Source organism: Pseudomonas sp. SA233 (genome assembly GCF_054792385.1).
Genome location: NZ_CP096449.1, coordinates 4,156,918 through 4,182,200, shown reverse-complemented (window position 1 = coordinate 4,182,200; position 25,283 = coordinate 4,156,918). Strand labels below are relative to the sequence as shown.

The window sequence follows — 25,283 nt, the reverse complement described above, 5'->3', positions numbered from 1 at the left end:
AGGTCGAGGACCTCATCATGTTGAAAGGCTACGGGGCAGTCATCCTCGACGGGGCGTGGCTGACGCTTCAGCTCGCCCTGTCGTCGATGGCCCTGGCCATCGTGCTCGGCCTGATCGGTGTGGCGCTGCGCTTGTCGCCGGTGCGCTGGCTGGCCTGGCTGGGCGATCTGTATTCCACGGTGATTCGTGGTATTCCGGACCTGGTCCTGATCCTGCTGATCTTCTATGGCGGGCAGGACATCATCAACCGGGTTGCGCCGCTGCTCGGTTATGAAGACTACATCGACCTGAATCCGCTGATCGCGGGTATCGGTACCCTGGGCTTCATCTTCGGTGCCTACCTGTCGGAAACCTTCCGCGGTGCGTTCCTCGGTATTCCCAAAGGCCAGGCCGAAGCGGGCGTGGCGTATGGCATGAGCAACCGCCAGGTGTTCTTCCGCATCCAGGTGCCGCAAATGATTCGCCTGGCGATCCCGGGCTTCACCAACAACTGGCTGGTGCTGACCAAGGCCACCGCGCTGATTTCGGTAGTGGGCCTGCAGGACATGATGTTCAAGGCCAAGCAGGCGGCCGATGCCACCCGTGAGCCTTTCACCTTCTTCCTGGCGGTGGCGGCCCTGTACCTGGTGCTGACCAGCATCTCGCTGCTGGCCCTGAAGTATCTCGAGCGCCGCTACTCGGTTGGCGTCAAGGTGGCTGAACTATGATCTTCGACTACAACGTCGTCTGGGAGGCACTGCCGATGTACTTCGGCGGCCTGCTGACCACCCTCAAGCTGCTGGCGATTTCGCTGTTCTTCGGGCTGCTGGCGGCCATTCCGCTGGGCCTGATGCGGGTGTCCAAGCAGCCAGCGGTCAATCTCGTGGCGTGGCTTTACACCTACGTGATCCGCGGCACGCCGATGCTGGTGCAGCTGTTCCTGATCTACTACGGCCTGGCGCAGTTCGAGGCGGTGCGCGAAAGCTTCCTGTGGCCGCTGCTGTCCAGCGCTACCTTCTGCGCTTGCCTGGCGTTCGGCATCAACACCAGTGCCTACACCGCCGAAATCATCGCTGGCAGCCTCAAGGCCACGCCGCATGGCGAGATCGAGGCGGCCAAGGCCATGGGCATGTCGCGCATGAAGATGTACCGGCGCATCCTGCTACCGTCGGCCCTGCGCCGGGCGCTGCCGCAGTACAGCAACGAAGTGATCATGATGCTGCAGACCACCAGCCTGGCGTCGATCGTTACCCTGATCGACATCACTGGCGCTGCGCGCACGGTCAATGCCCAGTACTACCTGCCTTTCGAGGCCTATATCACGGCGGGCGTGTTCTACCTGTGCCTGACCTTCATCCTGGTGCGCCTGTTCAAGATGGCCGAACGCCGCTGGCTCGGCTACCTGGCGCCGCGCAAGCACTGACCGCTTTGTGAGAATCGACAGCATGTACAAACTCGAAGTCCAAGACCTGCACAAGCGCTACGGCAGCCATGAAGTGCTCAAGGGCGTGTCCCTGTCGGCCAAGGCAGGCGATGTCATCAGCATCATCGGCTCCAGCGGTTCGGGCAAGTCGACCTTCCTGCGCTGCATCAACCTGCTGGAGCAACCGCACGCCGGCAAGATCCTGCTCAACAACGAAGAGTTGAAGCTGGTGCCGGGCAAGGACGGCGCGCTCAAGGCAGCCGACCCGCGTCAGCTGCAGCGCATGCGCTCGCGCCTGTCGATGGTTTTCCAGCACTTCAACCTGTGGTCGCACATGACCGCGCTGGAAAACATCATCGAAGCGCCGGTGCATGTGCTGGGTGTGAATCGCAAGGAGGCCCTGGAAAAGGCCGAGCACTACCTGGCCAAGGTGGGTGTCGCTCATCGCAAGGATGCCTTCCCGGGGCACATGTCCGGTGGCGAGCAGCAACGCGTGGCAATTGCCCGGGCGCTGGCCATGGAGCCGGAGGTCATGCTGTTCGACGAGCCGACCTCGGCGCTGGACCCGGAACTGGTGGGCGATGTGCTCAAGGTGATGCAGGCGCTGGCCCAGGAAGGCCGCACCATGGTGGTGGTGACCCACGAAATGGGCTTTGCCCGTGAGGTTTCCAACCAGTTGGTGTTCCTGCACAAGGGCCTGGTGGAAGAAACCGGCTGCCCGCGCGAAGTGCTGGCCAACCCGCAGTCGGAGCGCCTGAAGCAGTTCCTCTCCGGCAGCCTGAAGTAAAAGCTGCATTTTTGCACCAGAATAGGGCATGCTGCGCGGCGAGCGCAGCCTGACCCGGCGCACAGACTCGAACGACCTCAGGTTTCGGACCGCACCTATGACCACCCAGCGAATCGGTTTTCTCATCTGGCCAAGCACCAAGCCCTTGACTCTGGCGCTGGCCGAGGAAGTGTTGCAGGTGGCGCAGCGGGTGCACCCGGAGGTGGTCTACGATCTGGTCTTCCTGCAGGCGGAGCCGGCGCAAGAGGGTAGCTGGCGTTTGCCGGGCGAGCCGTGGAACGGTCGCCTGGAGGGATGTCACAAGCTGTTCCTGTTGTCTGACGAGCAGCCATTGGCGGTGGGGGCTGCGTTGTCGGCGGCGCTCAAGCAGTTGGCGCGCAGTGGCTGCATGATTGGCGGCCTGTCGGCCGGGGTCTACCCTCTGGCGATGCTGGGCCTGCTCGACGGTTACCGGGCTGCGGTGCACTGGCGCTGGCAGGATGATTTTGCCGAGCGCTTCCCCAAGGTCATCGCCACCAGTCACCTGTTCGACTGGGACCGCGATCGCCTGACCGCTTGTGGCGGCATGGCCGTGACCGACCTGCTGCTGGCAGTGTTGGCCCGTGATCACGGGGCGGAGCTGGCCGGGGCAGTGTCGGAGGAGCTGGTGGTCGAGCGCATTCGCGAGGGTGGCGAGCGCCAGCGTATTCCGCTGCAGAACCGCCTGGGCTCCAGCCATCCCAAGCTGACCCAGGCGGTGCTGCTGATGGAAGCCAACATCGAAGAGCCGCTGACCACCGACGAAATTGCCCAGCACGTGTGCGTGTCGCGCCGGCAGCTGGAGCGCATCTTCAAGCAGTACCTGAACCGCGTGCCGAGCCAGTATTACCTGGAGCTGCGGCTGAACAAGGCGCGGCAGATGCTGATGCAGACCAGCAAGTCGATCATCCAGATCGGGCTGTCCTGCGGCTTCTCCTCGGGGCCGCATTTCTCCAGTGCCTACCGCAACTTCTTTGGCGCAACGCCGCGGGAGGACCGCAACCAGCGGCGTAGCAGCAGCCCGTTCGAGCTGAGCTCGGCGCCTGCCGAAAAAGGCTGATATTTTGAGGGGGTTCGGGGCGTATGCCTTGGGTTTGATGGTGCGGCGGAAATCGAGCGCCGCCCACGCGGCGCTTCGCAGCACAAGGCTGCTCCTACATCTGTTTCGGGCCAGTTATTCCTGAGGCGGGGGCGCGCGACCACTTGGTGTTCACCTCGATATTGCGTCGGACCAACAAGGCGGTCGCGTGCGATGGTGCAGGCGTGACTGGCCGGAAACAGATGTAGGAGCAGCCTTGTGCTGCGAAGCGCCGCGCGGGCGGCGCTCGATCTTGCAGGCGCCACACGCCTCTCGCCGGAGATCCCGCACGATTCACCAGATAACCAGCCCCTCACAAACCTTCGTGTACACCCGTTCACCCAGCCCCCTCTCTCCCGTACACTGCGCGATTGCGACAGTGTTTGTCGCATTGCCGAAAGCCTTGTCAAAACTGGGTTTTGCGCTGTAACAAGTTGTCGCTTGGCCGCAAGGACAGGCGCGGATCAGTCCTTACAATCCCCCCATCGCTCGCCACTTCCAGGCCAGCGTTCCTCTTCAGGAGACTCAGATGTCCGTTGAGCAAGCCCCGGTGCAACGTGCCGATTTCGACCAGGTCATGGTCCCCAACTATTCTCCGGCGGCCTTCATTCCTGTGCGAGGCGAGGGTTCCCGCGTCTGGGACCAGTCGGGTCGCGAATTGATCGATTTTGCCGGTGGCATCGCGGTCAACGCTCTGGGCCACTGCCACCCGGCACTGGTCAAGGCCCTGACCGAGCAGGCCAATACCCTCTGGCACGTATCCAACGTGTTCACCAACGAGCCGGCCCTGCGCCTGGCCCACAAGCTGGTGGACGCCACCTTTGCCGACCGTGCGTTCTTCTGCAACTCCGGCGCTGAGTCCAACGAGGCCGCCTTCAAGCTGGCCCGTCGTGTTGCCCACGACCGCTTCGGCCCGGAAAAGCACGAAATCATCGCCACCGTGAACAGCTTCCACGGCCGTACCCTGTTCACCGTAAGCGTCGGTGGCCAGCCGAAGTACTCCGATGGTTTCGGCCCGAAGATCACCGGCATCAGCCATGTGCCGTACAACGACCTGGAAGCGCTGAAGGCACAGATTTCCGACAAGACCTGCGCCGTGGTGATCGAGCCGATCCAGGGCGAGAGCGGCGTGGTGCCGGCCGACAAGGCCTACCTGGAAGGCGCGCGCAAACTGTGTGACGAGCACAACGCCCTGCTGATCTTCGACGAAGTGCAGACCGGCGTTGGCCGTACCGGTTCGCTGTATGCCTACCAGCACTACGGCGTTACCCCGGACATCCTGACCAGCGCCAAGAGCCTGGGCGGCGGTTTCCCGATCGGTGCCATGCTGACCACCACCGAACTGGCCAAGCACTTGGCTGTCGGCACCCACGGCACCACCTACGGCGGCAACCCGCTGGGCTGCGCCGTCGCCTGCGCGGTGCTGGACGTGGTCAACACCCCGGAAACCCTGGCCGGTATCAAGGCCAAGCATGAGCGCTTCAAGGTCCGCCTGGAGCAGATCGGCCAGGAGTACAACCTGTTCAGCCAGGTGCGTGGCGTTGGCCTGCTGCTGGGCTGCGTGCTGACCGAGGCCTGGAAAGGCAAGGCCAAGGACGTGCTCAACGCCGCCGAGAAAGAAGGCGTGATGGTGCTGCAGGCCGGCCCGGACGTGGTCCGCTTCGCGCCAAGCCTGGTAGTTGAAGACGCCGACATCGACGAAGGCCTGGACCGCTTCGAGCGCGCCGTGGCCACCCTGACCAAGGGCTGATCCGCCCGCGGTCTCTTTGCCGGCCACGGTGCAGGCTCAGCCCGAGTCTGTACCGGGCCGGTGATACCCGATTCCAGTGCAGGTGCCAGTGCATCTGCCGTTTTTCCGTGCCGCCGTGAGCGGCCCGATTCCAAAGGAGTGACACCATGCTGGTGATGCGCCCCGCGCAAATGGCTGATCTGAACGAAGTGCAGCGCATGGCTGCAGACAGCCCCATTGGTGTCACCTCGCTGCCGGACGACACCGCTCGCCTGGGCGACAAGATCGCCGCATCCGAGACTTCCTTCGCCGCCGAGGTCAGCTTCAACGGTGAAGAAAGCTACTTCTTCGTGCTCGAGGACAGCGAAACCGGCAAGTTGGCCGGGTGCTCGGCCATCGTCGCTTCGGCCGGCTACTCCGAGCCGTTCTACAGCTTTCGTAACGAGACCTTCGTGCACGCCTCGCGCGAGCTGAAGATCCACAACAAGATCCATGTGCTGTCGCTGTGCCATGACCTGACCGGCAACAGCTTGCTGACCAGCTTCTATGTGCTGCCGGAACTGGTGAACAGTGGCTGGGCCGAGCTCAATTCGCGTGGCCGCCTGCTGTTCATGGCCGCTCACCCGGAGCGTTTCGCCGACTCGGTGGTGACCGAGATCGTCGGCTACAGCGACGAGCAGGGCGAATCGCCGTTCTGGGATGCCATCGGCCGCAACTTCTTCGACCTCAACTACGCCGACGCCGAGCGCCTGTGCGGCCTGAAGAGCCGCACCTTCCTCGCCGAACTGATGCCGCACTACCCGATCTACGTGCCGCTGCTGCCTGACCTGGCTCAGGAAGCCATGGGCCAGGTGCACCCGCGGGCGCAGATTACCTTCGACATCCTCATGCGCGAAGGCTTCGAGACCGAGCACTACATCGACATCTTCGACGGTGGCCCGACCCTGCATGCGCGTACCTCGGGTATCCGCTCGATCGCCCAGAGCCGGGTTGTGCCGGTGAGGCTCGAGGAAGCCCCGGTCAAGGGCGGGCGCCCTTACCTGGTGTGCAACGGCCAGTTGCAGGACTACCGCGCGGTGCTGCTGGACCTGGACTGGGTGCCCGGCAAACCGGTCAGCCTGAGCCCGGCAGCCGCCGAGGCGCTGGGGGTGGGCGAGGGTGCCAGCGTGCGCCTGGTTGCGGTCTGAGGTCTGGCAACAGACGTTTCGGGATTGATGCGTTAGAAGAGTTTCGCGCCGGCCGCCGCCGCCGCAAAAGGAGATAGCATGATCGTTCGTCCTGTACGCAGCAGCGATTTGCCTGCGTTGATCGAATTGGCACGCAGCACCGGTACCACCGGGCTGACCACGCTGCCGGCCAACGAAGAGCGCCTGGGGCATCGCGTTGGCTGGGCGGAGAAGAGCTTCCGCGGCGAAGCCGAGCGTGGCGACACCGACTACCTGTTCGTGCTGGAAAACGACGAAGGCATGGTGGTGGGCATCAGTGCCATTGCCGGTGCCGTCGGCCTGCGCGAGCCCTGGTACAACTATCGGGTCGGCCTGACCGTCAGCGCCTCGCAGGAGCTGAAGATCTACCGCGAAATCCCCACCCTGTTCCTGGCCAACGACCTGACCGGCAACTCCGAGCTGTGCTCGCTGTTCCTGCGCAGCGACTACCGCTCCGGCCTCAACGGCCGCCTGCTGTCGCGGGCGCGCATGCTGTTCATTGCCGAGTTCCCCGAGCTGTTCGGCAAGAAGATCATCGCCGAAATGCGCGGCATGTCCGACGAGCAGGGCCGCTCGCCGTTCTGGGAAAGCCTGGGCCGGCACTTCTTCAAGATGGAGTTCAGCCAGGCCGACTACCTCACCGGCGTGGGCAACAAATCGTTCATTGCCGAACTGATGCCGAAGTTCCCGCTGTACACCTGCTTCCTGTCCGAGGCGGCGCGCAACGTGATCGGCCGCGTGCACAAGGACACCGAGCCGGCGCTGGCCATGCTCAAGCAGGAAGGCTTCAACTACCAGGGCTACGTCGACATCTTCGACGCCGGCCCCGCCATCGAGTGCGACACCTCCAGGATCCGCGCCGTACGCGAGAGCCAGACCCTGGTGCTGGCGGTGGGCACGCCGGGCGATGACGCGACGCCTTACATCATCCACAACCGCAAGCGCGACGACTGCCGCATCACGGCCGCACCTGCGCGGCTGGCTGCCGGTACCCTGGTGGTCGACCCCTTGACCGCCAAGCGCCTGCGCATGGGCGCCGGCGACAACGTGCGCGCCGTGCCGCTGTCGGCAAGCCGGGAGGCCCAGTAAATGACCACGCATTACATCGCAGGCAATTGGCAGGTTGGCCAGGGCGAAACCCTGCAGTCGCTCAACCCGTTCACGCAAGCCGTCGTCTGGCAGGGGCAAGGCGCTGACGCCAGCCAGGTGGATGCCGCCGTGCAGGCTGCGCGTCAGGCCTTCCCGGCCTGGGCGCAATTGAGCCTGGAGGCGCGTATCGATGTGCTGGAGAAGTTCGCCGCGCAACTGAAAGCGCATGCCGAAGCCATGGCCCAGTGCATCGGCGAGGAAACCGGCAAGCCCCTGTGGGAGTCGGCGACCGAAGTCACCAGCATGATCAACAAGGTCGCGATCTCGGTGCAGAGCTACCGCGAGCGCACCGGCGAAAAGAGCGGCCCGCTGGCCGATGCCACGGCCGTGCTGCGGCACAAGCCCCATGGCGTGGTGGCGGTGTTCGGCCCGTACAACTTCCCTGGTCACCTGCCCAACGGCCATATCGTGCCAGCGCTGCTGGCTGGCAACTGCGTGGTGTTCAAGCCCAGTGAGCTGACGCCCAAGGTGGCCGAACTGACCGTCAATTGCTGGATTGCCGCCGGGTTGCCGGAGGGTGTGCTCAACCTGGTGCAGGGCGCGCGCGAAACGGGTGTGGCACTGGCCGCCAACCCAGGTATCGATGGCTTGTTCTTCACTGGCTCCAGCCGCACCGGCAACCTGCTGCACCAGCAGTTCGCCGGCCGCCCGGACAAGATCCTGGCCCTGGAAATGGGCGGTAACAACCCGCTGGTGGTGGACGAGGTCAAGGACCTCGATGCGGCGGTGTACACCATTATCCAGTCGGCGTTCATTTCCGCCGGCCAGCGCTGCACCTGCGCCCGTCGTCTGCTGGTGCCGCAAGGCGCCTGGGGTGATGCGCTGATCGCGCGCCTGGTCGAGGTGAGCAGATCCATCACGGTCGGGGCGTTCGACCAGCAGCCGGCGCCGTTCATGGGTTCGGTGATCTCGCTGCAGGCGGCGCGGGCGCTGATTGCGGCCCAGGCCGAACTGGTCGCCAAGGGGGCCGTGAAGCTGCTGGAAATGACCCAGCCGCAGGCCGATGCCGCACTGCTGACCCCAGGCATTGTCGATGTCACCGCTGTGGCCGAGCGCCCGGACGAAGAGTTCTTCGGCCCGCTGCTACAGGTGATCCGCTATGCCGACTTCGATGCCGCCATCGATGAGGCCAACAACACCCAGTACGGCCTGGCCGCCGGCTTGCTGTCCGACTCCCACGCCCGTTACCAGTACTTCTGGCTGCGCAGCCGCGCCGGCATCGTCAACTGGAACAAGCAACTGACCGGTGCCGCCAGCAGTGCGCCGTTCGGCGGAGTGGGTGCCAGTGGCAACCACCGCGCCAGCGCCTATTACGCAGCGGACTACTGCGCTTACCCCGTGGCTTCGCTGGAGACCGCCAGCCTTGCCTTGCCGGCAACCTTGACGCCGGGCGTCACCCTATAACAACAGGTCACGGAGCCTAGCCGATGAAATCCTACGAAGTGAATTTTGATGGCCTGGTGGGGCCTACCCACAACTATGGCGGCCTGTCCTACGGCAACGTGGCTTCGCAGAGCAACAGCCAGCAGGGTTCCAACCCGCGCGAAGCCGCGCGCCAGGGCCTGGCAAAGATGAAAGCGCTGGCCGACATGGGCTTCAAGCAGGGCGTGCTGGCGCCGCAGGAGCGCCCGGACGTGGCTGCACTGCGCCGCCTGGGCTTCAGCGGCAGCGATGCCGAAGTGATCCAGCGTGCCGCCAAGGAGGCCATGCCATTGCTGGTGGCCAGTTGCTCGGCTTCGAGCATGTGGGTGGCCAACGCCGCCACGGTCAGCCCCAGTGCCGACACTGCCGATGGCCGCGTGCATTTCACTGCTGCCAACCTCAACTGCAAGTACCACCGCAGCATCGAGCACCCGACCACCAGCCGTGTGCTGGGGGCCATGTTCAGCAACGACAAGCACTTTGCCCACCACGCGGCACTGCCTGCCGTGGCACAGTTTGGTGACGAGGGGGCGGCCAACCACACGCGCTTCTGCCGTACGTATGGCGAGGCCGGCGTGGAGTTCTTCGTCTACGGCCGCAGCGCCTTCGACAGCCGCTACCCGGCGCCGCAGAAGTACCCGGCCCGGCAGACCCTGGAAGCCTCCCAGGCCGTGGCCCGGCTGCATGGTCTGAGCGATGACGGCGTGGTCTACGCTCAACAGAACCCGGCGGTAATCGACCAGGGCGTGTTCCACAACGATGTGATTGCTGTGGGCAACGGCGAGGTGCTGTTCTACCACGAGGACGCTTTCCTCGAGACGGACGCGGTACTTGGCCAGCTGCGAGCTAAACTGGCCAGCAAGGGTGGCAACTTCCAGGCCATCTGCGTGCCGCGGGCGGCGGTGACGGTAGAGGACGCGGTGCGTTCATACCTGTTCAACAGCCAGCTGCTCAGCCGCGGCGACGGCTCCATGCTGCTGGTGGTGCCGGAAGAGTGCCGCAACAACGAGCGGGTCTGGGCCTATCTGGGCCAGTTGACCAGCCAGGGCGGCCCGGTGCGGGAGGTGAAAGTGTTCGACCTCAAGCAGAGCATGCAGAATGGCGGTGGGCCGGCTTGCCTGCGTTTGCGCGTGGCGTTGAAGGAAACGGAACTGGCAGCGGTCAACCAAGGCGTTATCATGACCGCCTCGCTGTACGACACCCTGTTGCAGTGGGTCGACAAGCATTACCGCGATCGCCTTGGCGAGGCGGACCTGGCCGACCCGCAATTGCTGGTGGAATGCCGTACGGCACTGGACGAATTGACCCAGATCCTGAAGTTGGGCTCGGTGTATCCGTTCCAACGCCAACCTTGAAGAGAGACTTTGCAATGACCGACGCCCTGCGCCTTATCCTGGAAGATGAAGACGGCACCCAGCTGGAAACTTCCTGCACCCGCTTTGCCGTGGTCTGGCAAGGCAAGGAAGTGTGGATTCAGCAGGATGGTCGTGGCCAGCTGCTGATCGGCGTGGATGTCGAGGAAGACGACACCGAGTACGCCAACCTGCTGCTGCGCCCGATGGCCACCAACCTGGTCAGCCTGCAGCTGGAAATGGAACCGGCGGAGGTCGGCGAAGACGACGATCACGTCCATGGCCCCGATTGCGGCCACCACCACTAAGGAAGTACCTATGCTCGCCCTTGGCAAATTGCTTGAGCTGACCCTCACCGATCACGAACCGGCCGAGAAGACCCAAGTGACACCCAAGGGCGCGCGTTTGCGCTGGCTGGGGGAGGGCGCGCTCGAAGTGCGCCCGGCCGAAAACGAGGATTGCGGGCTGGACCTGCTGCTGTCCGCCGGCATCCACGGCAACGAAACGGCGCCGATCGAGTTGCTCGAGCGGCTGTTGCATGGCGTGGCCAACGGCAAGATCAAACCCAAGGCCCGGGTGCTTTTCCTGTTTGGCAACCCCGCAGCGATCCGCAAGGGCGAGCGCTTCATCGAGCAGGACATCAACCGCCTGTTCAACGGCCGCCACGAGCTGTCCAGTGGCTTCGAGGCATTGCGTGCCGCCGAGCTGGAACAGTTCGCCCGGGTGTTCTTCAGCAAGGCGGGGCGCAGCCGCCTGCACTACGACTTGCATACCGCCATCCGCGGCTCGAAGATCGAGCAGTTCGCCTTGTACCCTTATAAAGAGGGGCGCAAGCATTCCCGTCGCGAGCTGGCACGCCTGGCGGCGGCGGGCATGGAGGCGGTGTTGTTGCAGAGCAAGTCTTCCATCACTTTCAGCGCCTTCACCTACGAGCAGTTGGAGGCCGAAGCCTTCACCCTGGAGTTGGGCAAGGCCCGCCCGTTCGGCCAGAACGAGGAGGTCAACCTCGACAAGCTGGAGGAGCGGCTGATCCGCATCATCGAAAACACCGAGCCCGAAGGCGAAGGCTCGCTGGATGGCCTGCAGCTGTTCAGCGTTTCCCGCGAGATCATCAAGCACAGCGACAGCTTCCACCTGCACCTGCCTGCAAACATCGAGAACTTCTCCGAGCTGAGCAAGGGCTATTTGCTGGCCGAGGACCTGGCCGAGACGCGTTGGGTGGTCGAGGAGGAGGGCGCGCGCATCATCTTCCCCAACCCCAAGGTCAAGAATGGCCTCAGGGCGGGGATTCTGATCGTTCCCGACTCCGGCCAGCGATTAGGCTGAGCTGGCCCCGATAGCCTGGGTTCACGGCTGTGTGCGCAGCTCCAGTTGCAACGCCTGACGCAGCCCGTTTTCAGTGAAGGCGGGTGGGTTGGTGTTCAGGGCGGTGCTGCCGCCGAATGTGAACCTGCAATCGGTGGGTAAGCCGATGCTCTGTAGCAGCAGGTTGTCCACCGGATAAGCGCCGTTTTTGCCTTGAACCTCGGTCTGGCCCGGAAAGACGGTGCCTGACATCGAGTTCCAGCCTTGGCACAGGCAACGATACAGGTCGAGTAGTGGCAGTTGCGCTGCGGTCGACCAGCCTGGGTTGTATGCCAGGGTGCCGCCGCTGTAGCCCCAGCTACTCTGGTTTTCGTCGATGATGAAGTGGCCTTCGTCTTCATCTTCTTCGTGGTCGCTGGGTGTATAGGTCGTGAATTGGTGTCTGGCTGCTTCGATCACGCTGATCGGGGCTCCGGACTGCCCGGCCTTTTTATCCAGGGCCGCCAGTAGCGCCTGACCGCAGGGTAGTTTGCGCAGCAGTTCCAGCGCATCCTCTGCCGCTTGGCTGAACTGGTCGCTACCCGTCACTCGCACGCCGATATTGCCCAGGGCCTGATGTTCGGCCATCACGGGCCGGGCCAGTCGTGCATCGTTTTCGGCATTGCGGTAGAGCTCGACCCTGGAGGACTCGCGGCCAAGCAGGCGGTGCCCCGTGACGTTGACAACCGCGTCGCCCTTGTCGATGAGTACCGGGCCGCTACCGACCACAATCTGGTGCGTGCCGGTATGGGCGTCGATGTGGACGATACCTGCGCCGGTCTCGATCCTGCTGCCGGTCCCTATCATGTCGATCAGCACCGTCTTCTTCACCTCCGGGGCTATGACCACGTGGTGATTGCCATCGGTGAGGCGAATGGCAATGGCTTGGGCGGTATGCGCGGGGACCATGAATACCGCATCGTTGATGGTCACTTCCAGCAGGCATTCGCGAGGGGCGATACGTACGCGCTTTTGCTGTTCATTCGCGCGCAGCGCACGCGGGGCCACGTTGAAGACCAGCAGCTCGCTGTTCTGGGTGCTGCGGCGATAGCGCCGCCCCACTGGATAGGCGCGCTCGAGGGTGATTCGCACATTTTCGTCGGCCTGGATGTACTTGACCTCGGTCTGCTGCCGAGGGTTGTCTTCGTTATTGTCGAAGGCGGTTTGCGAGTGGCCGGGTTCCCGGGCGTCGATGTAGTAGATCGGTCTCGGGTTGGCCTGCATGGTGCCGTGGGGTAGCGGATGCGGGTCCGAATGGAGTTTGGATATGTTCAGCTCAGGCATGGAGTGCTCCGGCAGCGAGGGTGGGTCGGCAGGATCCCGTTCCACTGCGCGGGTCAGGTGTTGCTTATGTACCGCATGGGTGGGCCCGCAGGTGTGCTTTTCCGCCCTGGCCGTGCTAATGAACGGCTTTTCATCCGCCGATTGCTGTTCTGGTGTACAAACACACTGTATCTCCCGTTCAGGCTGGATATAATGGCGCCCTTTGCCGTCGTTTCGTCGATTCGACGTATTAGCCCAAACGGCCGCCGTTTCCGTGGAAGAACCTATGAAAAGCGCAGAAATCCGTGAAGCCTTCCTTCGCTTCTTCGAAGAGCAGGGACATACCCGAGTCGCCTCCAGTTCGCTGATCCCGAACAACGACCCGACCCTGCTGTTCACCAATGCCGGCATGAACCAGTTCAAGGACTGCTTCCTCGGTGCGGAGAAGCGTGCCTACACGCGTGCCGTCAGTAGCCAGAAGTGCGTGCGCGCAGGTGGCAAGCACAACGACCTGGAAAACGTCGGTTACACCGCGCGTCACCACACTTTCTTCGAAATGCTGGGCAACTTCAGCTTCGGTGACTACTTCAAGCGCGACGCGATCACTTTCGCCTGGACCTTCCTGACTTCGGAAAAATGGCTGAACCTGCCCAAGGAAAAGCTCTGGGTCACCGTCTACGCCACTGACGACGAAGCCTACGATATCTGGACCAAGGAAGTCGGCGTGCCGGCCGAGCGCATGGTGCGCATCGGCGACAACAAGGGCGCCCCGTATGCTTCCGACAACTTCTGGACCATGGGCGACACCGGCCCATGCGGCCCGTGCACCGAGATCTTCTACGACCACGGCCCGGACATCTGGGGCGGCCCACCCGGCTCGCCGGAAGAAGACGGCGATCGCTACATCGAGATCTGGAACAACGTCTTCATGCAGTTCAACCGTACTGCCGACGGCGTGCTGCACCCGCTGCCAGCGCCGTCGGTGGACACCGGCATGGGCCTGGAGCGCGTCAGCGCCGTGCTGCAGCACGTGCACTCGAACTACGAGATCGACCTGTTCCAGAACCTGCTGTCGGCCGCGGCCAAGGCCATCGGTTGCAGCAATGAGGGCCAGGCCTCGCTGAAAGTGGTCGCCGACCACATCCGTTCGTGCGGCTTCCTGATCGCCGACGGCGTGCTGCCGTCCAACGAAGGCCGTGGCTACGTGCTGCGCCGCATCATTCGCCGCGCCTGCCGCCACGGTAACAAGCTGGGCGCCAAAGGCAGCTTCTTCTACCAGATCGTTGCCGCGCTGGTCGCTGAAATGGGCGAGGCCTTCCCGGAACTGAACAGCCAGCAGGCGCACATCGAGCGCGTGCTCAAGGCTGAAGAAGAACAGTTCGCCAAGACCCTGGAACAGGGCCTGCGCATCCTCGAGCAGGACCTGGCCCAGCTCGAGGGCGACGTGGTGCCGGGCGACGTGGTGTTCAAGCTGTACGACACCTACGGCTTCCCGATGGACCTGACCGCCGACATTGCCCGTGAGCGCGAGCTGACCATCGACGAAGCCGGTTTCGAGCGCGAGATGGACGCCCAGCGTGAACGTGCCCGTTCCGCCAGCGCCTTCGGCATGGACTACAACAGCCTGGTCAAGGTCGACAGCGCCACCGAGTTCCTCGGCTACGAGGCCACCGAAGGCCAGGGCAAGATCATCGCCCTGTACAAGGACGGCCAGGCCGTCGACCAGCTGGGTGAAGGCGAGCAGGGCGTTGTCGTGCTCGACCGCACGCCGTTCTACGCCGAATCCGGTGGCCAGGTGGGCGACACCGGCTACCTGCAGGCTGGCGCTGCGCGCTTTGACGTGCGCGACACCACCAAGACCGGTGGTGCCTTCCTGCACCACGGCGTGGTTGCCAGCGGTGCGCTGGTGATCGGCTCCCCGGTGGAGGCCAAGGTCGATGCCGACGTGCAGCACGCCACCTCGCTGAACCACTCCGCCACCCACCTGCTGCACGAAGCGCTGCGCCAGGTACTGGGCGAACACGTACAGCAGAAAGGCTCGCTGGTCGACAGCCAGCGCCTGCGTTTCGACTTCAGCCACTTCGAGGCGGTGAAACCGGAGCAGATCAAGGCCCTGGAAGACATCGTCAACCGTGAAGTGCGCAAGAACACTGCGGTGGAAACCGAACTGACCGACATCGAAACCGCCAAGGCCAAGGGTGCCATGGCGCTGTTCGGCGAGAAGTACGGCGACACCGTGCGTGTGCTGAGCATGGGCGGCGATTTCTCGGTAGAGCTGTGCGGCGGTATCCACGCCAAGCGCACCGGTGACATCAGCCTGTTCAAGATCATCAGCGAAGGCGGCGTGGCCTCTGGCGTGCGCCGTATCGAAGCGGTCACCGGGGCTGCTGCGCTGGCCTACCTGAACGCTGCCGAAGAGCAGGTCAAGGAAGCCGCGCAGCTGGTGAAGGGTAACCGCGACAACCTGATCGACAAGCTGTCGGCTGTGCTCGAGCGCAACCGCCAGCTGGAGAAGCAGCTGGAACAGCTGCAGGCCAAGGCCGCCAGCGCCGCCGGGGATGATCTCTCCAACGCGGCCGTTGAGGTCAAGGGCGCCAAGGTGCTCGCCGCCCGCCTGGATGGACAGGACGGCAAGGCACTGCTGGCGCTGGTCGATCAGCTGAAGAACAAGCTCGGCCACGCAGTGATCCTGCTGGGCAGCGAGCATGAGGGCAAGGTTGTGCTGGTGGCCGGCGTGACCAAGGACCTCTCCAGCCAACTCAAGGCTGGCGATCTGATGAAACAAGCCGCTGCGGCGGTGGGTGGCAAGGGCGGTGGTCGTCCGGACATGGCTCAGGGTGGCGGCGTCGACGTCGCCGCACTGGACCAGGCCTTGGCGCTGGCCGTGCCATTCGCAGAGCAGGGACTTTGAGATGAGGGGGCCGGCGGTCTAGTGGCCTGTACGGCTAATTCTTGCGCTCAAATTCGAGTGCCAGGGTTTGCCGCGCAAGGCGCCGCGACGAGTCGTAGCCGGGCTACGGCGAGGAGTGGCAACGCAGCGAGGCGAATCCTGGCACTCGAATTTGGGTGCAAGAATTAGCCACACAGGCCACTCCCATCCGGCCTCTTCATGTTGGATTGTTTTTTGGGGCCCTGTATGGGCTGAGGCACCATTGAAATGGCGTTGATCGTACAGAAATTTGGCGGCACCTCTGTCGGTTCCATCGAGCGGATCGAGCAGGTAGCCGATAAGGTCAAGAAACACCGTGAAGCGGGCGACGACCTGGTGGTTGTGCTGTCGGCAATGAGCGGTGAAACCAATCGCCTGATCGACCTGGCCAAGCAGATCACCGATCAGCCGGTTCCGCGTGAACTGGACGTGATCGTGTCGACCGGTGAGCAGGTCACCATTGCCTTGCTGACCATGGCCTTGATCAAGCGCGGTGTGCCAGCGGTGTCCTACACCGGCAACCAGGTGCGCATTCTCACCGACAGCGCACACAACAAGGCGCGCATCCTGCAGATCGACGACCAGAAGATTCGTGCCGACCTCAAGGAAGGCCGCGTGGTCGTGGTAGCAGGCTTCCAGGGCGTAGACGAGCACGGCAGCATCACCACGCTTGGCCGTGGCGGCTCCGACACCACGGGTGTGGCCCTGGCGGCTGCGCTGAAGGCTGACGAGTGCCAGATCTACACCGACGTCGATGGCGTCTACACCACCGACCCGCGTGTTGTGCCGCAGGCCCAGCGCCTGGAGAAGATCACCTTCGAAGAGATGCTGGAAATGGCCAGCCTCGGTTCCAAGGTGCTGCAGATCCGTTCGGTGGAATTCGCCGGCAAGTACAACGTTCCGCTGCGCGTGCTGCACAGCTTCAAGGAGGGTCCGGGTACCCTCATTACCATTGATGAAGAGGAATCCATGGAACAGCCGATCATTTCCGGTATCGCCTTCAACCGTGATGAAGCCAAGCTGACCATTCGCGGCGTGCCGGACACCCCGGGCGTGGCCTTCAAGATCCTCGGCCCGATCAGTGCCTCGAACATCGAGGTCGACATGATCGTGCAGAACGTTGCCCACGATAACACCACCGACTTCACCTTCACTGTGCACCGCAACGAGTACGAGAAGGCGCAGAGCGTGCTGGAAAACACTGCCCGCGAAATCGGTGCCCGTGAAGTGATCGGCGACACCAAGATCGCCAAGGTCTCGATCGTCGGCGTCGGCATGCGTTCGCACGCCGGTGTTGCCAGCCGCATGTTCGAAGCCCTGGCCAAGGAGAGCATCAACATCCAGATGATCTCCACCTCCGAGATCAAGGTTTCGGTCGTGATCGAAGAGAAGTACCTGGAGCTGGCCGTACGCGCGCTGCACACCGCGTTCGAGCTCGACGCCCCGGCACGACAGAGCGAGTAATACGCTGCCTGGAAGGGCGCGGCTTGCCGCGCCCTTCGCGTTTCTGCTCGCCACGCAGGCCCGTCCTGCCCTGTGTGGCGATCAACCAGGCCCAGGTCGTCGTCCACGACCAGGCCGCGACACCCAAGACTGTTACCCCTGAATGTTTTGCGTAAGGAGAAAGCTATGTTGATTCTGACTCGTCGGTGCGCCGAGAGCCTGATCATTGGAGACGGCGAGATCACCGTGACGGTGCTCGGCGTAAAAGGCAACCAGGTGCGTATTGGCGTCAGCGCCCCGAAAGAAGTGGCTGTGCACCGCGAGGAAATCTACCTGCGGATCAAGAAAGAGAAGGACGAGGAGCCAAGCCTTTAATTTTTTTGAAGTTTTTTTCAAAAAAAGGGTTGCAAACGAGGAAGAGCCTGTTTAATATTCGCCTCGTGTTGCGGTGAGGTGGCCGAGTGGCCGAAGGCGCTCCCCTGCTAAGGGAGTATACCTCATAAGGGTATCGGGGGTTCGAATCCCCCCTTCACCGCCATTATTCGCTTAGGGCGCTGTAAACGGTAAGAACGCTAAGTAGTTGATTTTAAACGAAAAAGTTCTTGCAAAAATGTTTCAGCGACCTATAATGCGCGGCAAGACACGGACTCATAGCTCAGCTGGATAGAGTACTCGGCTACGAACCGAGCGGTCGGAGGTTCGAATCCTCCTGAGTCCGCCACTTTTGAAGTGGCTTTGCTTGCAAGGCTGCTTCAATCAACCAGTGGTAATCTGGTCTAAAACTACCATCGCGGACTCATAGCTCAGCTGGATAGAGTACTCGGCTACGAACCGAGCGGTCGCAGGTTCGAATCCTGCTGAGTCCGCCACTTTTTGAAGTGGCTCTGCTTGCAAAGGCACTTCAACCAACCAGTGGTAATCTGGTCTAAAAATACCACCACGGACTCATAGCTCAGCTGGATAGAGTACTCGGCTACGAACCGAGCGGTCGGAGGTTCGAATCCTCCTGAGTCCGCCACACCAAATCAAGAAGCCCGCTCAATTGAGCGGGCTTTTTGTTTTTCTGCGCCAATGAATTGTTGCTGATGTCGATCTAAGCTCTTCTGTAATGATTGTGGTGCAGGTGCCGCGCTCTTCTGTGGGAGCGGCCTTGTGTCGCGATGGGGCGCGCAGCGGCCCCAAAATCGACCAGGCGCCACACTTCTGAAATGAATGTGCTTTCCCACCCATGACAACCGTCGCACTGATAGCTTCGAGCGTTGTCCCAGCTTTATCACGCAAACGATTGTTCTGGCCAAAAATTTTAAGCGATCTGACAGCTTTAGCAGTGTATGATTGCGCCCGTCAGCCCCGCCGGGGCTTGTGGAAAACCACCATGGACTTACCCAGTAGTTACTCGCTAACAAGATTCATACAGAAAGATCTGACCGATTGATTCTCCCGGCGTGCTCCGCTGCTGGGAGTGGAGTTCGCCTATGACTGAAGTAGAAGTAAAAAAAGCGCAGGAAAGCCTGCAGGACCGCCTGGCCCAGGTGGTCGAACTGCTGCAGCGCCAGCGCGTGGTAGAAGACCTGACCCATCGTCAGGAAGGCGCCCACCACGACCTGGTGGAAAACCTGGTCCACCGCCAGAACCTCGTCGAGCTGCAGCGCAAACTCGACGACCTGCACCCCGCCGACATCGCCTACATCCTCGAAGCCTTGCCCCTGGAAGACCGCCTGACGGTCTGGCAGCTGGTGCGCTCGGATCGCGATGGCGACATCCTGCTGGAAGTGTCCGACGCCGTGCGGCAATCGCTGATCGCCGACATGGACGATCACGAGCTGCTCGCCGCCGCCAAGGAAATGGACGCCGACGAGCTGGCGGACCTGGCTCCAGAGCTGCCGCGTGACGTTGTTCACGAGCTGATGGAAACCCTCGATGCCCAGCAACGCGAGCGCGTGCGTTCGGCGCTTAGCTACGACGAGGAGCAGGTTGGTGCGCTGATGGACTTCGAGATGGTCACCATCCGCGAAGACGTCAGCCTGGAAGTGGTGTTGCGCTACCTTCGCCGCCTGAAAGAGCTGCCGAACCACACCGACAAACTCTTCGTGGTCGACTATGACGGCATTCTCAAGGGCGTATTGCCGATCAAGCGCCTGCTGGTCAACGACCCGGAGAAGAAGGTGGCGGAGGTCATGGCGACCGATCCGGTCTCCTTCCACCCCGAGGAGGATGCCTATGATGCGGCGCAGGCCTTCGAGCGTTATGACCTGGTATCTGCGCCAGTTGTGGACAAGAACGAACGCCTGATCGGCCGCTTGACCATCGACGAGATGGTCGACCTGATTCGTGAGGAAAGCGAAAGCGAAGTGCTGAACATGGCCGGTTTGCGCGAGGAAGAAGACATCTTCGCCTCGGTCTGGCGTTCGCTGCGCAACCGCTGGGCCTGGTTGGCCATCAACCTGATTACCGCTTTCGTTGCCTCGCGAGTGATCGGCCTGTTCGAAGGTTCGATCGAGAAACTGGTGGCCCTGGCTGCGCTGATGCCGATCGTGGCTGGTATTGGTGGCAACTCCGGTAACCAGACCATCACCATGATCGTGCGCGCCATGGCGCTGGACCAGGTGTCGCCGGGCAACACCAGCCGCCTGATGCGCAAGGAGCTGGCGGTATCGCTGCTCAACGGCCTGATCTGGGGCGGGGTGATCGGTGCGGTGGCGTTCTGGCTGTATGGCAGCTGGTCGTTGGGCCTGGTGATGACTGCGGCGATGACCTTGAACCTGCTGTTGGCGGCCTTGATGGGGGTGTTGATCCCGATGACCCTGACACGCCTGGGGCGCGACCCGGCGATGGGCTCCAGCGTGATGATTACCGCGGTGACCGACAGTGGTGGGTTCTTCATCTTCCTCGGGCTGGCCACGCTGTTCCTGCTGTAGCCCACGCTCCTACAAACAAACGGATCGCGTCTCTTGCAGGATCACCATTCACAAAAAAGCCAGCTTACGCTGGCTTTTTTGTGTTCGGTTGCAAACCTCAGGAGGCGTCGGCAGCCATTTCCACATCGTGAGCGATGAGGGCCACCAGCGCGTTCTGCTGGCGGTGCGACAGTTGGCGGAAGCGTTGCAGCAACTCGCGTTCATGCAGGGACAGTTCGGGGCTGTCCAGGCGCATGCTCAAATCGTCACCCAGCGCACCTTCCTGGATAAGGCTCTGTTCCAGGCGCGCGATGATTTCGGAGTTCATGCTGCGGTGATGGTTGCGCGCTACCTCGGCAATGCGCTCACGCATCCCGTCGGGCAGGCGGACGACGAACTTGTCAGCGGTGCGGCTCGAATAAATAGCCTGTTTCATTGGGCGCATATAAATTGACCGGATTTTGGTTCAGGGGAAGCGGTTCTCAAATTGGCCGCACGGGGTGGTAGTACGACCGTGGCGACGACGAAATGTTCAACCGTCTGTGAAAAATGGATGCTCATCTTGCCTCATGGTCGCCGTTTCCTTGGCGTCAATTCTGTGACAAATAGTGAGCCGGATAAAGGCTTTTTGCCAGTACCAATTATCAGAAATGAGTACTGGTTTGAAAAGTTTTACATGTACCGGCTTGCCCAATCGTCAGACTTTTGCCGTCAAAAACGGGTAAAACGCACCAAAAGCCCGGGAAAGTCCCTAGAATGTGCGGGTTTTCCTCCATAGAGCATAGTGGCTATGCAACATGACGCAAGCGACCGCCAATCAGGCACAGGCCGGTTGATATATCTGGTAGGACCGTCGGGTTCCGGGAAAGATTCCCTGATTGACGCTTCCCGTGAGCGGCTTTCAGCCGCCGGGGTGGAAATCGCTCGTCGCGTCATTACCCGTTCGGCTGAAGCCAAGGGCGAAGCCGCCCATGGCGTAACGGCCGAACAGTTCGAAGTAATGCGCGCACAGGGCGCGTTCGCCATGCATTGGCGCGCCAATGGCCTGGATTACGGCATTCCACTGCAGGTGGATCAGTGGCTGTCGGCGGGCAGGTCGGTGCTGGTGAATGGTTCGCGGGCTTATCTCGCCGAGGCGCGCCGGCGCTACCCGAACCTGTTGGCAGTGCTGGTGGAGGTCAGGCACGGAGTGCTGCGCGAGCGCCTGTTGGCCCGCGGCCGGGAAAGCGCAGAAGAAATCGAGCAGCGCCTGGCACGTAATGCACGCTTGCAAGCGTTGGCTGATCCGTCGCTGCATGTGCTGGACAACTCCACCACCCTGGAAACCGCAGTCGCGGCATTGTTCACGCTGCTGCATGATGAAGGTGTGCTGCCGCAGGTGTAGCATTGGCAGAAAAGGATTACGCGAAAAAGCCCGCTTGAGGAATGACAAACGCCAGCATGCTGGTTAACATGCTGGCCGTCCCGCTATGCAGCGTTCGCTGCCGGCACTTGCGTCTCAGTAGCTCAATTGGATAGAGCATCCCCCTCCTAAGGGGAAGGTTGGCAGTTCGAACCTGCCCTGGGACGCCATATTTCTCAAGGCTCGTGGCGATTTCAGGATTTTTTCATTATGCACCCTGGGTGCAGGATGGGTGTAATCAGTGTTTTTTCTACCGATGCTACCCCTATCGAATGCTTTACTAGGATCACCCTGATAGCCACTTCGGTGCGGGGGAACAATGGATCTGAAGGTGGAAAATGCAGGAATTCCTGAGCAATAACTGGCTATCGATATTCTCCATCGTTATCGGTTTTTTCGTTGCCTACATTTTCTATCGATTGCAAAAAAAGGATTCCGCGTCTGCATCTGCCGAGCGAAAAAAGCATGCAAATGCGGAGCTCATCGATGTAGTCGAAAGCTACATTATCAACAAGCAAGAAATTTCGCGGAGTGTTATTAACAATCTGATAGACGCATCTGAGCGCTTTCATTCGGTTGTGCTGCGCCCGAACTGCACAGCGATCACGTTGCTCCAGGATGTGGCCTTGAGATTGCAGAGAAGTAGGCATCTCGACATACCGCAGAAGTCCGAGTACTCGGTGAAAATTGACGCGCTAATCCGGCAAGTAAAAATGGAAATGACGCCTCTGACGTGGGAAACAATGACTTCAGATGCTAAGGCCATTATTGAAGAGGTAGTTTCTCTGGTTCCGGAGGAAAAACGTCCGGAGGTTGAGGAAAAACTGGGTGTTTTAGCGTCGCTTAGTGAGCTTGTGAGCAATCACGGCGAACTCATAAAGCTAGTTGGCGAAAACTCAAAATTGAGTTGGTTTACCGCTGCCTTGGCCGGCGTTACTGCTGCGCTGCTTGCGTCGGCTGTCGGCAGGAAGGTGTTTGCCACGTTAGAAGAACCTACTTTTTTCATTGTCGCCAAGTCAGGCACTCTTTTTGTCTGGATTTCGGCTCTACTAATTCTCGGGGGGGTGGCGGTATATTTTCTTCGTGACAAGAAAAAAGCCGAAGTACCGGCGGGTGAAAATTAGAGGTTACCCCGTATACGCAGACTGTGGTGGTTGAGCAGTCAGCGTGTCTGGCCGTTGCTCGGATGCCTAGGCCGGCGTTCAGCAACTCCCTCACCCGCTTGTGTACTTCCTCGTCCACTGGGCTGTTTCCCCTCGGCCAGTTCTGGGTCACATCAGCCGCCGCACTGATTGCCCTGCGCTCGTGGCCGGTTTGTTGCCGGCCTGTAGCCCGGGGTTCGGCTGGCCTGGCAACTTCCCTGTCGCGTATCGGTGCCGCCATCGGCACCTACCTGGTGCCCATGTCGCTGGAGTCGCTCGGCATTGCCAACACCATGATCGTGGCGTTTGGCATTTCGATGGTCGGGCTGCTCTGCACCTGGCTGATGGCGCCGGAGACACGCTCGCTGGACCTGGCCAAGGCCAGCGCAGTCTGATACTGCAAGCAGTCGCCGAGCTGACGCTGGCCGTGTAAGAGCGGCCTTGTGTCGCGAAAGGGCTGCGCAGCAGCCCCGGCCATATCAGCTGTGAAGCCAAAATCCTGGGGCCGCCTTGCGGCCCTTTCGCGACACAAGGCCGCTCCTACAGGGGCCGTGTAGAGCAGGAATATCAGTTTACCGGCCAAGCGCTGACGCACCACGAAGTACCCCGCCACGTTCCGCCTTGAAGCTGCGTATTCCTACATCCCCAGATGCTTCAAGGCCCACAGCACTCCCATGCCTACAATTAGCGTCAGCATCGTGCTGCGCGTACGCCACGCCACCAGCGCGGCAAGTATCGCCGCTGGTATCTGTGGGTTCATCCAGTCGAACCCCGCCTGCCGGTCCGGGAATACCACGGCCGGCAGTACCAATGCGGCCAACACGCTGGCTGGCACATACGCCAGGGCGCGGCGAAACAGTGGGGGGATGCGCAATGCCGTGTGCAACTCGATGAACGACAGGCGGATGGCGAAGGTGCCCAGGCTGATCAGAATGAAGGTCATCCACTGGGTCGTTTCGCTCATGATGCTTCCTGCTCGGTATTGGCTTCTGCCGCAGTTTGCTGTTTTTGCCAGTTCTCGATGGCTAGCCCAGCGACGATGCCGCCCAGCGCGCCAGCCAGCAGGCCGAGGTTGTAGGGCAGGTCGACGGCCAGTACGGCGAGCACACCGCCGGTCAGCGCTGCGCCAAGCGTGGCTGCATTGCGAATGCCGGGTATCAACAGGGCCAGGAACGACAAGGGAATGGCAAAGCCGAGCGACCAGTCTTCAGGAATGCTCGCTCCCAGATACATGCCCGCCAGCACCGAGAGGTTCCAGCCGAAGAACATGGTGATTGCCGTACCGGCATAGTAGGGGTAGGCATACTGTCCCAGCCCGCCCGTGCCCATCTTCAGCATGCACAGGGCGAAGGACTGGTCCGACAGCATGTACGCCATCGGCCACTTGCGGCGGCGGGGCAACTGGCCCAGGTGCGGGGCCAGGCTGGCGCTGTACATCAGGAAGCGCAGGTTGATCACCAGCGCGGTGACTACCATGGTCACCGGCAGGGCGGCGCTTTGCATCAACTGCATCACCACCATCTGCGCCGAACCGGAGTAGAACAGCAAGGTCATGCCGATGGCATCGGTTGGCGACAGGCCCATGCCGATCGCCGTGACCCCGGTGATCAGGCCGAAGGGCACGATGCCGGAGGTCAATGGCAGGGCGCTGCGGGCACCTTGCCTGAACGCTTGGGGCGCGCTTGGATACGGCATTTGAAATCCTTGAAAGTGTGCAGGCGGTACAGGGGCGGCACGTTAATGCGCGCGACAGTTGGCCACAACGCCAGATTTCTGGAATAGTAGGCCTAAAAAAAATAGGCCTGAAACCGTGTACCTCGATACTTCTACCCGGCACTCGCTGCAGCTCAATGCCTTGCGTGCCTTCGAAGCGTCAGCCCGCCTGGGCGGTTTCGCCCGTGCTGCACTCGAACTGAAGGTGACACCGGGGGCCATCGCCGCCCTGGTCAAGACCCTGGAGAACGAATACGGCGCGGCCTTGTTCGAGCGCCATGCCAAAGGCGTACGGCTGACGCCCTTGGGCCAAAGCGTGAAAGGCCAGTTCACCGAGGCATTCGACGCCGTGGAAGCCGCTGCGCGCGCACTGCGCCGCCTGGCGGCACCACAGCGGGTGCATATCGTCACATCGCCTGCTCTGGCGCAGTTGTGGATCGGGCCACGCTTGCCGGAACTGACGCGCTTGCTGGCACCCATCGAGATCTCGGTGACTGCGGTGGATGAGCCGCCCAACCTGAAGCGCAGCCCGTTCGATCTGTGCCTGTTCTACACCGAAAAGCCCGAGCGCTGGCAACGCAGGATAGCCACGGAAGAAATCCTGCCCGTGTGCGTGCCGGCCCTGGCCACCAGCATCACCAAGCCCGAGGATCTTGCCGACGCCCGTTGCATCGCCGACGTGGGCTGGAACGACTGGGCGGTGTGGACGGGGGCGGTGATGCCCGGGCACAAGTTCGTTGCCCGTGGGCCGGGTTTTTCCCTGTACTCGATCGCCCTGCAGCAAGCCTTGCTGGCTGCAGGGGTGCTGATAGGGCGCAGAAGCCTGGTGCAGCGCTACCTGGACAGCGGTGAACTGGTCGCCCCCATCGACCGCGCTGTGCCACTGGGTGTGACCATCGCCGCATGGCGGCTGCCGGGTGCCAAGGGCAACCAGGTGGTTGCCGCGGTGGAGGAGGCGCTGTTGCATCTGGCTTGAGCGTCCTCGATCCATGCCTGCTCTCACAGCGC

The 25,283-nt window shown here is 61.9% G+C and carries 23 protein-coding genes, 5 tRNA genes and 1 pseudogene; 24 read left to right on the top strand and 5 right to left on the bottom strand.

The window, feature by feature from the left end; translation table 11 throughout:
• Positions 1 to 17 precede the first annotated feature (17 nt).
• The 11 genes from M1D87_RS19300 to astE all read left to right on the top strand — a co-directional run bounded on the left by M1D87_RS19300 (position 18) and on the right by astE (position 11,468).
• Positions 18 to 707, top strand: a complete 690-nt coding sequence (locus M1D87_RS19300; protein WP_003260113.1) for an ABC transporter permease — start codon at positions 18 to 20, stop codon at positions 705 to 707.
• Positions 704 to 1,402 (top strand): ABC transporter permease, encoded by a 699-nt coding sequence (locus tag M1D87_RS19295; protein WP_003260115.1) that lies wholly within the window; start codon positions 704 to 706, stop codon positions 1,400 to 1,402. Before M1D87_RS19300 ends, M1D87_RS19295 begins: the two co-directional genes overlap by 4 nt.
• Positions 1,403 to 1,424: 22 nt before the next feature.
• On the top strand, positions 1,425 to 2,189 hold the full coding sequence (locus tag M1D87_RS19290) for an ABC transporter ATP-binding protein (RefSeq protein WP_025340127.1): 765 nt from the start codon (positions 1,425 to 1,427) through the stop codon (positions 2,187 to 2,189).
• A 97-nt stretch (positions 2,190 to 2,286) separates the two neighbouring features.
• On the top strand, positions 2,287 to 3,267 hold the full coding sequence (argR, locus tag M1D87_RS19285; protein WP_123083855.1) for a transcriptional regulator ArgR: 981 nt from the start codon (positions 2,287 to 2,289) through the stop codon (positions 3,265 to 3,267).
• A gap of 547 nt (positions 3,268 to 3,814) precedes the next feature.
• On the top strand, positions 3,815 to 5,035 hold the full coding sequence (locus M1D87_RS19280) for an aspartate aminotransferase family protein (RefSeq protein ID WP_024087502.1): 1,221 nt from the start codon (positions 3,815 to 3,817) through the stop codon (positions 5,033 to 5,035).
• 146 nt (positions 5,036 to 5,181) lie between these two features.
• Positions 5,182 to 6,201, top strand: a complete 1,020-nt coding sequence (gene aruF / locus M1D87_RS19275; protein ID WP_013973652.1) for an arginine/ornithine succinyltransferase subunit alpha — start codon at positions 5,182 to 5,184, stop codon at positions 6,199 to 6,201.
• A 78-nt stretch (positions 6,202 to 6,279) separates the two neighbouring features.
• A complete protein-coding gene (gene astA / locus M1D87_RS19270; RefSeq protein ID WP_013973651.1) occupies positions 6,280 to 7,308 on the top strand; it encodes an arginine N-succinyltransferase in 1,029 nt (342 codons plus the stop codon).
• Positions 7,309 to 8,772, top strand: a complete 1,464-nt coding sequence (astD, locus tag M1D87_RS19265; RefSeq protein WP_123083756.1) for a succinylglutamate-semialdehyde dehydrogenase — start codon at positions 7,309 to 7,311, stop codon at positions 8,770 to 8,772. It abuts the gene before it with no gap.
• 23 nt (positions 8,773 to 8,795) lie between these two features.
• Entirely contained in the window at positions 8,796 to 10,145 is a 1,350-nt protein-coding gene (gene astB, locus M1D87_RS19260) for an N-succinylarginine dihydrolase (protein ID WP_123083755.1), read from the top strand.
• A 14-nt stretch (positions 10,146 to 10,159) separates the two neighbouring features.
• Entirely contained in the window at positions 10,160 to 10,450 is a 291-nt protein-coding gene (locus tag M1D87_RS19255; protein ID WP_003256592.1) for a topoisomerase II, read from the top strand.
• 10 nt (positions 10,451 to 10,460) lie between these two features.
• Positions 10,461 to 11,468, top strand: a complete 1,008-nt coding sequence (gene astE / locus M1D87_RS19250) for a succinylglutamate desuccinylase (protein WP_123083754.1) — start codon at positions 10,461 to 10,463, stop codon at positions 11,466 to 11,468.
• 21 nt (positions 11,469 to 11,489) lie between these two features.
• Here the strand turns inward: astE and M1D87_RS19245 are convergent, their stop codons facing one another.
• Positions 11,490 to 12,770 (bottom strand): M91 family zinc metallopeptidase, encoded by a 1,281-nt coding sequence (locus M1D87_RS19245; protein WP_123083753.1) that lies wholly within the window; start codon positions 12,768 to 12,770, stop codon positions 11,490 to 11,492.
• A 265-nt stretch (positions 12,771 to 13,035) separates the two neighbouring features.
• Here M1D87_RS19245 and alaS point away from each other — a divergent pair, with 265 nt between their 5' ends.
• From alaS to mgtE, 8 genes are all read left to right on the top strand, one after another.
• Complete coding sequence (gene alaS, locus M1D87_RS19240; RefSeq protein WP_015271263.1) at positions 13,036 to 15,660, top strand: alanine--tRNA ligase; 2,625 nt, start codon at positions 13,036 to 13,038, stop codon at positions 15,658 to 15,660.
• 246 nt (positions 15,661 to 15,906) lie between these two features.
• Positions 15,907 to 17,142: an aspartate kinase gene (locus M1D87_RS19235; protein WP_013973645.1), complete on the top strand. Its 1,236-nt coding sequence runs from the start codon at positions 15,907 to 15,909 to the stop codon at positions 17,140 to 17,142.
• 165 nt (positions 17,143 to 17,307) lie between these two features.
• A complete protein-coding gene (csrA, locus tag M1D87_RS19230; protein ID WP_003254503.1) occupies positions 17,308 to 17,496 on the top strand; it encodes a carbon storage regulator CsrA in 189 nt (62 codons plus the stop codon).
• A gap of 72 nt (positions 17,497 to 17,568) precedes the next feature.
• A tRNA-Ser gene (locus tag M1D87_RS19225) sits at positions 17,569 to 17,659 on the top strand.
• A 106-nt stretch (positions 17,660 to 17,765) separates the two neighbouring features.
• Positions 17,766 to 17,842: transfer RNA gene (locus tag M1D87_RS19220), tRNA-Arg, on the top strand.
• Positions 17,843 to 17,913: 71 nt separating this feature from the next.
• Positions 17,914 to 17,990: transfer RNA gene (locus M1D87_RS19215), tRNA-Arg, on the top strand.
• Positions 17,991 to 18,062: 72 nt separating this feature from the next.
• Positions 18,063 to 18,139, top strand: a tRNA-Arg gene (locus M1D87_RS19210).
• Positions 18,140 to 18,596: 457 nt separating this feature from the next.
• Positions 18,597 to 20,039 (top strand): magnesium transporter, encoded by a 1,443-nt coding sequence (mgtE, locus tag M1D87_RS19205; protein WP_039612614.1) that lies wholly within the window; start codon positions 18,597 to 18,599, stop codon positions 20,037 to 20,039.
• A gap of 97 nt (positions 20,040 to 20,136) precedes the next feature.
• Here the strand turns inward: mgtE and M1D87_RS19200 are convergent, their stop codons facing one another.
• A complete protein-coding gene (locus M1D87_RS19200; RefSeq protein WP_015271261.1) occupies positions 20,137 to 20,463 on the bottom strand; it encodes an Arc family DNA-binding protein in 327 nt (108 codons plus the stop codon).
• A 345-nt stretch (positions 20,464 to 20,808) separates the two neighbouring features.
• On the opposite strand from M1D87_RS19200, the gene phnN reads away from it, so the two are divergent.
• The 3 genes from phnN to M1D87_RS19185 all read left to right on the top strand — a co-directional run bounded on the left by phnN (position 20,809) and on the right by M1D87_RS19185 (position 22,544).
• On the top strand, positions 20,809 to 21,402 hold the full coding sequence (phnN, locus tag M1D87_RS19195) for a phosphonate metabolism protein/1,5-bisphosphokinase (PRPP-forming) PhnN (RefSeq protein WP_123083751.1): 594 nt from the start codon (positions 20,809 to 20,811) through the stop codon (positions 21,400 to 21,402).
• A gap of 111 nt (positions 21,403 to 21,513) precedes the next feature.
• Positions 21,514 to 21,590 (top strand) — tRNA-Arg (locus tag M1D87_RS19190).
• A 168-nt stretch (positions 21,591 to 21,758) separates the two neighbouring features.
• Positions 21,759 to 22,544, top strand: coding sequence for a hypothetical protein (locus tag M1D87_RS19185; RefSeq protein ID WP_061551271.1), 786 nt, complete (start codon positions 21,759 to 21,761; stop codon positions 22,542 to 22,544).
• A 19-nt stretch (positions 22,545 to 22,563) separates the two neighbouring features.
• Here M1D87_RS19185 and M1D87_RS19180 read toward each other — a convergent pair.
• A pseudogene (locus tag M1D87_RS19180) lies at positions 22,564 to 22,665 on the bottom strand (recombinase family protein); the annotation flags it as partial.
• A gap of 157 nt (positions 22,666 to 22,822) precedes the next feature.
• On the opposite strand from M1D87_RS19180, the gene M1D87_RS19175 reads away from it, so the two are divergent.
• The gene (locus tag M1D87_RS19175) at positions 22,823 to 22,957 is read left to right on the top strand and encodes a hypothetical protein (RefSeq protein ID WP_311133369.1); all 135 of its coding nucleotides are present in this window, start codon (positions 22,823 to 22,825) and stop codon (positions 22,955 to 22,957) included.
• A 242-nt stretch (positions 22,958 to 23,199) separates the two neighbouring features.
• On the opposite strand, the gene M1D87_RS19170 is transcribed toward M1D87_RS19175, so the two are convergent.
• A complete protein-coding gene (locus M1D87_RS19170; protein ID WP_123083750.1) occupies positions 23,200 to 23,526 on the bottom strand; it encodes an AzlD domain-containing protein in 327 nt (108 codons plus the stop codon).
• A complete protein-coding gene (locus M1D87_RS19165; protein WP_322491666.1) occupies positions 23,523 to 24,257 on the bottom strand; it encodes an AzlC family ABC transporter permease in 735 nt (244 codons plus the stop codon). The genes M1D87_RS19170 and M1D87_RS19165 overlap by 4 nt, the downstream gene beginning before the upstream one ends.
• Before the next feature lie 115 nt (positions 24,258 to 24,372).
• On the opposite strand from M1D87_RS19165, the gene M1D87_RS19160 reads away from it, so the two are divergent.
• Positions 24,373 to 25,251, top strand: a complete 879-nt coding sequence (locus tag M1D87_RS19160; RefSeq protein WP_123083748.1) for a LysR family transcriptional regulator — start codon at positions 24,373 to 24,375, stop codon at positions 25,249 to 25,251.
• Positions 25,252 to 25,283 lie beyond the last annotated feature (32 nt).